7 protein-coding genes are annotated in these 9331 nt (G+C 37.4%); all 7 read left to right on the top strand.

Annotation, left to right across the window (positions count from 1 at the left end):
- The coding region (locus AN389_RS05270) for a sugar-transfer associated ATP-grasp domain-containing protein (protein ID WP_327077928.1) at window positions 1-420 on the top strand (420 nt) is incomplete at its 5' end.
- Between the two features lie 614 nt (window positions 421-1034).
- Window positions 1035-3248, top strand: a complete 2214-nt coding sequence (locus tag AN389_RS05265; RefSeq protein WP_055019404.1) for a choice-of-anchor A family protein — start codon at window positions 1035-1037, stop codon at window positions 3246-3248.
- A gap of 105 nt (window positions 3249-3353) precedes the next feature.
- The gene (locus AN389_RS05260) at window positions 3354-3752 is read left to right on the top strand and encodes a hypothetical protein (protein WP_055019403.1); all 399 of its coding nucleotides are present in this window, start codon (window positions 3354-3356) and stop codon (window positions 3750-3752) included.
- Between the two features lie 223 nt (window positions 3753-3975).
- Window positions 3976-5379 (top strand): undecaprenyl-phosphate glucose phosphotransferase, encoded by a 1404-nt coding sequence (locus tag AN389_RS05255; protein ID WP_055019402.1) that lies wholly within the window; start codon window positions 3976-3978, stop codon window positions 5377-5379.
- A complete protein-coding gene (locus AN389_RS05250) occupies window positions 5363-6577 on the top strand; it encodes an outer membrane beta-barrel protein (RefSeq protein WP_055019401.1) in 1215 nt (404 codons plus the stop codon). Before AN389_RS05255 ends, AN389_RS05250 begins: the two co-directional genes overlap by 17 nt.
- Window positions 6577-7095 carry a polysaccharide biosynthesis/export family protein gene (locus tag AN389_RS05245; protein WP_055019400.1) on the top strand — a complete coding sequence of 173 codons (519 nt, stop codon included), beginning with the start codon at window positions 6577-6579 and terminating at the stop codon, window positions 7093-7095. Before AN389_RS05250 ends, AN389_RS05245 begins: the two co-directional genes overlap by 1 nt.
- A gap of 22 nt (window positions 7096-7117) precedes the next feature.
- Window positions 7118-9325, top strand: a complete 2208-nt coding sequence (locus AN389_RS05240) for a polysaccharide biosynthesis tyrosine autokinase (RefSeq protein WP_055019399.1) — start codon at window positions 7118-7120, stop codon at window positions 9323-9325.
- The last annotated feature ends 6 nt before the right edge of the window (window positions 9326-9331 follow it).

Genomic DNA, 9331 nt, shown 5'->3' with positions numbered 1-9331 from the left:
TATTTGCGAATTGGAAGAAATGGCCGCAAGGTTGATAATTGGTCTGGTAAACAAGGCGGAATAGGGGTTAACGTTAATATTAAAAATGGTGCATTAAGTTCACAAGGTATCGACTATTCTAAAAATTTATACACTGAACACCCAGATACCCATGTGTCTTTTTCTGGCCTTGTAGTTCCTTACTGGGACGAAATTATCAACATAGTACAAGACGCAGCTTTGCAGTTTCCAAATGTAAGGTCGTTAGGCTGGGATATTGTTATAACCGAAAATGGCCCTTTAATATTAGAAGTTAATGGCGATTACGATGTTCTGGCACAGCAGACTTGTACACAGGCCTTTGGAGAAAATAAAGAGTTTTACAAAGAGTTAATTAAGTATGCAAACGATACAAAATACATTAAACATTTTGTGAACTAGAGTAGTTAAAATGCTGAAAAGCTGAAACTAGTACAAAGTTTAACAGTGTTACATTTAATGTAACTTATTCTCACGCTGCGAAGCTATATCATCGAAAAATATAAAGAGATATGCCGTTACTTTTCATTTCAGATTTGTGATGAATAGCTTCGACCCGTTATTTTTTTAATACATTAACCATAAGTGTATTTACAAAGACTCTTTTGTAATCTTAGTTATGAATGGTGGTTTTTATCTCCTAAAAATCGCCTTTTTAATTATAGTGCCCTAATAATATAAAGACTTATTCAAAGTAATAACTCAATTCTATAATAAAATTAACCACCACTGATTACGCAAATATTAAAAATACAAGTAATTAACATTTACCCACCCATTGTTGCTGTTTTTTTTGGATCTGTTTTGTTTTATGTACTTAATTAAAGTGTAACATATTGATTTAATGGGCTTGCTAGAGCCAGGTGAGTGGCTTTTAATCCTTTAGTTGTATTTTTTTGTTTTAATTTTTGTTTTTGTATATATAATGAACTTTCAACTTTGTTGTGTAATAAATTTTGTTAATTAAATAGTTTATATGTCCATCCAGGATGGAATTTTTACTTTAGAGGGATTAAATGAAAAAAATAATTAATTTAAAAAAATTAAGTGGAGTAATTGCACTTACTTTAACAAGTTCTGTTGCTAATGCGACAGATTTAGGTGTTGCTAATAGTTTTTCTGCTTTTGTTTTTGACGAGTTTAAATCGCATGTTGGCCGTGCAGATGGTGCAATTGCTGCTGGAGAAATTAATTTAAAAGGCGTTTACAGTGTTGGCTATAATCGCCCGTCAAACCCTCATGAGTATTACTTAATTAGTGAAACCGGTATTGAATTTAAGCGTGGCCGCCAATTTGTAGGCAGTATGTTAGCTGGCGGTGGAATAGATGCACATTGGAGTGTTCGTTGGGGCATGGAGCGGGGCGCTACCATTAGTAGTCATCAAGACGAATCGGCCTTTCCGTTTAACTTTGATGAACAAGAAGAACATTACAAACATTTAAGCGCTGAGTTAAATAACTTAAACGAAACAGGCGCTGTAAAGTGGAAGTGGGGCGGGCTTTACCTAAAAGGTGACAAAACCTCTGAAACACAAGTATTTAATATAGATGCTGCGCACTTTGCTGCTGCCCATACCTTTAAAGTTAAAGGTATTCCTAAAGGCGCAACTGTCATTTTTAATATTTCTGGCGATCAAAAAGTTAATGTAAGAAGTAAAAACTTTGCCAGGTTAAGAAAGCATGCTTCTCAAACGGTTTTTAATTTTGTAGATGCACACAACCTAAATATTGAAGGAAGCCGATGGGAGGGAGTGATTTTAGCCCCTTATGCTGATATTAAAGGACTGTTTGGTATTGCAAAAATGCCTGTAATTGGTCAAAGCTTTAAAGGTTCGATGGCATTATTAGGTGGTGAATTTAAGGGTAACCTTCCATCAATCGTTGAACCTATAGCACCGTTTGAAATTACGCAAAGATGGAGTTGGAATTCGAGTGACTTTATGCCGGAGTACAATCAAGTAATGAGTACGCCAGTAGTTGCCCAGCTTAGTGATGACAATAACGATGGTATTATTAATAATAGTGATGTAGCAGATGTAGTAGTAGTTACTTTTAAAGGAAGCGATTATTCGAAGGGGGTTGTTAGAGCTCTGAGTGGTATAGATGGTTCTGAACTTTGGGACTACGCCCAAGGAGCCATTATAGCAGATGCAGCATTCTCCGTGGGTGCTGCTGATTTTGATAACGATGGTGATGTTGAAATTGTAGCGACAAATCGATTTGATAGTTTTATATCTGTGGTTGATAACAATGGAGTAACAAAAAAGCAAATAGCTAAAGTCAATTCTGGTTGGAGAACCACAAGTGACATTACCATAGCAGACATTAATAATGACGGTTCTTTAGAGTTTATTCTTGGTGATGCTCTTTATAATTATGATATTGGCTCATTATTTAACTTTAATAGGGCACCTACCTCTACTATTTTTGATTCAAATGGCGATGGGGCCCAAGAGATTTTCACCTCAGGTAAATTGTTAGATGAAAATGGTGCAGAACTTTGGTCCTATAGCGGTGAAAACGACATATGGTTCTCATCTATTGCTGATATTGATAATGATGAAAAACCAGAAGTTATTCTATCAATTCCTTCAGGGGTTACTTCGCAAGATAAAAGCCGTATTGTAGCACTTGAAGCTAACGGTAACGTAAAGTGGGAAGTTAATACACAAGCCAACCCTGGCGGAGGAGCACATGCCATATCAAACTTTTTGGGCTCAACTAAATTGGGTATTGTAAGTGCTGGTTACAATGATGTTACTATGTACAATAACAATGGTGAACTAGTTTGGTCTATACCTAATGATGATGAGTGGAGCGGTAAAATAGGCGTAAGTGCTTATGACTTTAATGCCGATGGTATTGATGAAGTTATAGTTCAAGAACACCTTACTGTTAGAGTACTAAATGGTGTAAATGGTGAGGTTTTATCTTCTGTTGACAATTCGACTGCATCGCTTTGGGAATACCCAATTGTGGTTGACCTAGAAGGCGATGATAACGCAGAGCTTGTTGTTGTTTCTAACAACTATGATTCTCGCTGGTCAATTAACAATGGGGTGACCGTATATGGTGCTGCTGATGAAAGCAAACCTTGGAAAAATGCAACACGTATTTGGAACCAGCACTCTTACCATCAAACAAATATTTCTCAAGATGGTAAAGTACCTGAGGTAGAAAAACCTAGTTGGTTAAACAATAATACTTATCGCTCAAGTACAATTAAATAATTATTTATTTTTTATTTATAAAGCCAATTAAGTTTTTAATTGGCTTTTTTTGTTGCGAAAATAATCTAAGAGTTCTTACATTCTTCGAATAAATAAGGTTAACTTTTGTCTAAATTAAAATCAGATCCAGCTGTGCGCAGTCTACTTAACCGAATGCCACACGATGTGCAGGATAGTTTTACCGAAGAGCAACTGGCCCATTTAAAAGTGGCGATAGGTGCAAGACAATGGGGTAAGCATACAGTTGATTGCCGTGGCGTAATTAAATTTTTTAAATATAGGTATTACTTTGTTGTACTAGCGGGGCGAAACAGGCGAGAGCTGAGCGAGAAAGAAAAAAAGATAGCTGCTGTATCTCATGCAATAACTGTATCACTATTTAGTTTTATTGTTATTAGCATATTACTATTGGTGGTTTATTTAGTTAAATCGGCTTTAGGGATTGATATATTTAGCGGCTACTCATTTGGCGTGTGGTCGTGGTTTAAGGAACTGTTTAAATAAAAACTAGGTTACAATGTTGTTTATAAATGTTTACCCAAGTATTTATAAGTTTATATTTGTTTTGTTTTATGTAACATCCTCGCTACTTAAAAATATTTTGCATAATATTGTTATACATTAAAACACCCTTAATATTGAATACGTAAGTATGATGCTGTAACATTTGCCGCACAGTTTTGTGGAGCTTAGTTCACTTATTAAGATATCTATAGGGATACATAGTATGACATCTTCAAGGACGTTTAAGCCTAATGGTTCGTCTGATGCAAATTTTTATCGTTTGTTCGATATTTTTGCATTGTTTTTGGCCTTTCAATGTTCTGCTGTTTTTTATAGCTTTGAACTCTCACCTACTTACATGGTTGCTGCATTAACCGTTGCGTTAAGCTTTTTGTATTGCGCTGAAATATTTTCGGCTTATCGTTCTTGGCGAGCTGGTAAATTTAGAACCATGGTTTTATGTGCTTGGGGCTCTTTGTTTGTAGCCTTTGCAGTTTTATTTTGTGTGTCGTTTGTATTTAAGTTTACAGAAGAGCTCTCGCGCATTGGTTTGGGGTTATGGTTTTTATTGAGTTTTGCATTTATGTATGGCTGGCGATTAGGCGCGCATATGTTTAAGCGTAATAAGCGCAAGCTTGGTATGAACTTACGTAATGTTGCCATTGTAGGTGCAACCGAGTCGGCCGTACATTTGTATAACGAAATTACTAAAAATGATGAACTAGGCTTTAAGTTTTTAGGCTTTTATGACGACCGACAACCAGAACGCTTGTTTGAAAATGCTACAAAGCATGATGTAGCAGGTAAAATTCAAGATGCAGTTGATGCTGCACGCAATGGCCAAATAAGTGTTTTATACATTGCCCTACCTATGAAAGCAGATAAACGCATAGCAGATATACTACTGCAGTTAGGTGACACCACTGTTGATGTACATATTATTCCTGACTTTTTAGTATCTAATTTAATACATGCGCGAATAGAGCATGTTGGCGAGCTTGATACATTAAGCGTGTTTGAATCGCCATTTATAGGCGCGCGTGAGTTTATAAAGCGAACTGAGGACATAATTGTTGCTAGTATCATTTTACTGTTGATCTCGCCTATTTTAATTGCCATTGCATTTGCTGTTAAATTTACATCTAAAGGGCCTGTTATTTTTAAACAAGATAGGTACGGCCTTGATGGGCGTAAAATTAAGGTATGGAAGTTTAGATCAATGACGGTTACTGAAAATAGTAATGTAGTAACACAAGCTAAAAAGAATGATGCGCGTATTACTCCGCTTGGTGGCTTTTTACGCCGCACTAGCCTTGATGAATTACCGCAATTTATAAATGTGTTAAAAGGCGATATGTCGATTGTTGGGCCAAGGCCGCACGCTGTTGCCCATAACGAGGAATACCGTAAAAAGGTAGAATTTTATATGCTACGCCACAAAGCTAAACCCGGTATTACTGGTTGGGCGCAAATTAATGGCTGGCGCGGCGAAACCGACACCTTAGACAAAATGGAAAAACGTGTTGAATTTGACTTACATTATATTAAGCACTGGTCGCTGTGGTTTGATATAAAAATTATTTTTATGACAATTTTTAAGGGATTTAAAAATGCAAATGCATACTAAAAAACTTGTACCACTTAGCGCTTTATTGAGCGCTATGATAGCTGCACCTGCTGCTGCTAATTTGCAACCGGGTAGCGTTATGACTAAAGATGGGGCCGAAATTACCCCTACGTTACAAACTGGTATTAGTAGTAACAGTAACTTTTTTAGCACCCCGAACGATGAAGAGTCGCGCTTAATTTGGACCATAACCCCGAATGTTAAAGCGGTTATTGAAGATGGCCCAGATAGCTATAGCCTAGACTTAGGCACTAGCAGCTCGTTACATAATAAAGATACTGCCGACAACTTTACCCAAGTAAATATAGGTGCAGGTGTACATAAAGAATTTACTAGCCAGCATAGGTTAGATATTAACGGCGATGCCGATTGGTTATATGAACCTCGTGGCAGTGGTTTAACCGAAGGCTTAGGCGATGCAGTTAACGAGCTTGTAAAGTACCAACAACACAATGTGTTAGCACGTTATGAGTACGGTGCGCAAAGCTCAAAAGCGCAAGTGGCGTTAAGTGCTGGTTTTTTTAGTAAAAAATACCAAAATTTTAGAGAAGTATCGCAGTACCGTGACTACGATAAATCGTTATTAGGCGTTACCGGTTATTATAATACCCAAGCCGCAACACGCACCTTTTTAGAAATTAAACAAGAAAACTACCGATACGATGTGTTAGCCAGTAGTGGTATATCGCGTGACAGCGACGATATAAAAGTACTTGCAGGTATGGAGTGGGAGGCTACAGCGGTTACTTCTGGCTCGTTTAAAGTGGGTTATCAGAATAAAGACTTTGACTCGAGTGAGCGTGAAAACTTTAGTGGTTTAAGTTGGGAGGCGGCCATTAACTGGCAACCACTTACATACTCTACTGTACGGTTTATGACTAGTCGCGCTGCAAAAGACCCACTAGTACAAGGCGATTACATTAAAGAGAGCGTTTATGGTGTTAATTGGACCCATAGTTGGAGCGATTACTTAAGCTCACTTGCAAGCGTTAATTATATTGACGAGCAGTATACTGGCGACGTTGGCCGTAAAGATAAAACTAAAAACCTCCGTTTAGGTTTAAATTATGTAGCGAGCAATTTTGGCATGGTTTCTACCTATGTAGATTTTATGGATAAAAATTCTACAGTAAATGCTATTGAGTTTGACCGTGTAATTGTAGGTGTTAACTTTACTTTTGCGTTAAAGGCTAATTAATGAAGTATTGTTTTAGTTTAATGCTGCTTGTATTTAGCAGCATTTGTTTTGCTCAATCTGCGCAAAATTATGTGTTAGGTGCGGGTGATAAGGTTGAAATTAAAGTATTTGGTCAACCAGATTTAGAGGTTACTGCACTATTAGGTAACAGTGGTGAGGTTAACTACCCATTTTTAGGAAAAGTTAAACTTGCAGGTTTAAATACCTCAGAGGTTGAGCAGGTAATAACACAAGGTTTAAAACCAGACTATTTAGTAAACCCTAATGTTTATGTGCAAGTTATAGAATATCGGCCTTTTTATATCCACGGTGAAGTAAAAGATCCTGGTGCTTATCCTTATCAGCCCGCAATGACCGTTAACCAAGCAATAGCTCTTGCGGGCGGGTTAACCGAGCGTGCATCTACCGATAAAATTTATATTTTTAAAGAACAAACTAAACAGCAGCAACAAAAAGGTAGTTTAAATAGCCAAATTGCAGCGGGCGATACTATAAAAATTGAACAACGCTTGTTTTAAGCAGTTTACAAGGCAGTAATTAATGAACCAAACATCCGAAAACTTAAACAGTAATGAAGAAATTATTGATTTAAGTGCATATATTAATGTTATTAAGCGCGCCAAGTGGCGAATTTTAGGTTTTGCGACTGTAGTTACATTATTAACTATTATGGTGGCCCTTACCTTAGTGCCTAAGTATGTTGCAACGGCTACATTACTTATTGAGGCAGAACAAACCAAAGCAGTTAGCTTTGAAGAAATATACGGGTTAGATTCTACTAAAAAAGAATATTACCTAACTCAGTTTGAGGTTATTAAGTCTGACAGTATTGCTCGCGAAGTGATTACAAAACTTGATTTAAAAAACCATAAAGATTTTACTGCTAAACCCTCGGCTATTAGTGAAGTTAAAGAGGCTATAAAATCTTACTTGCCTTTTTTAAACAAAAAAGAAGCCACTGTGTATTCTGCGGAAGAAGAAGCTGAGCGTGAAATGTTAGGTTTACTAGCTGCGTTTAAGTCTCGCCTTTCTGTTTCGCCTATCCGCAAAACTCAATTAGTACGTGTAAGTTTTGAGTCGAGCGACCCGAAGTTAGCGGCACTTGTTGCAAATACAGTGGGTGAAGTCTATATAGAAAGCCAAATGCGTGCAAAAATGGGCATTACGCAACAAGCATCTAGCTGGCTAAACACGCGTTTGTCTCAACTTCGTGTTCAGTTAGATGACTCTGAGGTACGTTTGCAGGCTTACCGAGAGCAGCAAAAACTAGTTGATATTGAAGGGATAGCGGGCCTTGCAACGCAAGAGCTTGAGCAGATATCGGAACAATTAGTAAAAGCGCGAAACGAAAAAAACAACCTAGAAAGCATTAACCGTGTAATTAGTGAATATGGCAACAATAACTTAGAATTGTTAGGCAGCATGCCTGAAATCACTTCTCATAGAGTAATACAAGATGTAAAGCGAGAGGTTATATTAGTCGAACGTAAGCTAAGTGACTTAAGCGAAGTATATGGCCCTAAACACCCTAAAATAATTTCTGCTAAGGCTGAACTTGCCACTGTAAAAAGTAACTTAAATAAACAAATTAAAGGCCTTATTACCGGCATTGAAAAAGAGCTAAACCGAGTAACGCGAACTGTTAGTGCGCTTGAACGCGACTTAGTTAAAATACGCGCTGAATACCAAGACATTACTCGCAAAGAAACCAAATATAACCAACTAAAACGTGAAGTTGAAACTAACCGTAATATATTTAATACGTTTTTATCTCGCTCTAAAGAAACCGAGGTAACAAGTGACTTTAGCTCAGCTGCTGCACGATTTACCGACCGTGCCTATGCACCAAAAGACCCTGCTAAACCAAATAAAAAACTTATTGTTATTTTGGCATTTGTTGCAAGTTTTGGTTTTGCTGTTGTAATGAGCTTTGTATTTGATGCCTTAAACGATACCGTTAAAACTAAAAACGATGTTGAGAGTAAACTCGCTCAGCGTATGTTAGGTTTATTACCTAATGTACCTATGCCTAAAAAGAGCGTATTCCCCATACATGCTTACCTTGATGATAACTACAGGCGTTTTGCAGAGTCTGTGCGTACATTTCGTACTAGTTTATTGTTAACTCAGTTAGAGCGCGACCATAAGGTTATTGCTGTTACATCGAGCTCGCCGGGTGAGGGTAAAACAACTACCTCAGCTAATTTAGCAATGTCGCTTGCGCAAATGGGTAAAGTATTACTTATTGATGCAGATTTGCGTAAACCAAGTATAGCAAAGCGCTTTGATATACCGGTATTTCACCCTGGGCTGAGTAATTTAATTATAGGCACCGAGCAGTTTAGTGAATGTGTGCATGTTGATGGGCAATCGGGTGTGGCTATTATGCCTAGTGGGCAAATCCCTGGTAATCCGTTGGAACTACTATCAAGCTCGCGCTTTAACGAAGTGCTCGATGTGCTTAAAACTAAGTACGATCATATTATTATTGATACACCGCCTACTCAAGCAGTGAGTGATGCACTTGTGATTTCGCAAAGTGCTGACTCGGTAATTTATGTTGTTAAATCGGACGTTACACGTATTAAACCAATAAAAGCAGGTATAGAGCGTTTATTTGAGTCTAAAGCGCATGTTGCGGGAATTGTGCTTAATAAAGTTGATATGAGTAAAAATAAAGATGAGCATAGCCATGGTTATTACGATTATTACGATTACTCACAAAAGCCTGAGCAACCTACCTCTTAATTGCTA

Source organism: Pseudoalteromonas sp. P1-7a (assembly GCF_001401855.1).
In the GTDB taxonomy this organism is placed as follows: Bacteria; Pseudomonadota; Gammaproteobacteria; order Enterobacterales; family Alteromonadaceae; genus Pseudoalteromonas.
The sequence above is the reverse complement of the archived record's forward strand: the minus strand, read 5'-3'. Positions and strand labels throughout refer to the sequence as shown.

What these genes read in the sequence shown, in the direction of transcription:
- AN389_RS05240 (WP_055019399.1), top strand. Translation starts at nt 7,118, where the DNA reads ATGAACCAAACATCCGAAAACTTAAACAGTAATGAAGAAATTATTGAT.
- AN389_RS05250 (WP_055019401.1), top strand. Translation starts at nt 5,363, where the DNA reads ATGCAAATGCATACTAAAAAACTTGTACCACTTAGCGCTTTATTGAGC.
- AN389_RS05265 (WP_055019404.1), top strand. Translation starts at nt 1,035, where the DNA reads ATGAAAAAAATAATTAATTTAAAAAAATTAAGTGGAGTAATTGCACTT.
- AN389_RS05245 (WP_055019400.1), top strand. Translation starts at nt 6,577, where the DNA reads ATGAAGTATTGTTTTAGTTTAATGCTGCTTGTATTTAGCAGCATTTGT.
- AN389_RS05255 (WP_055019402.1), top strand. Translation starts at nt 3,976, where the DNA reads ATGACATCTTCAAGGACGTTTAAGCCTAATGGTTCGTCTGATGCAAAT.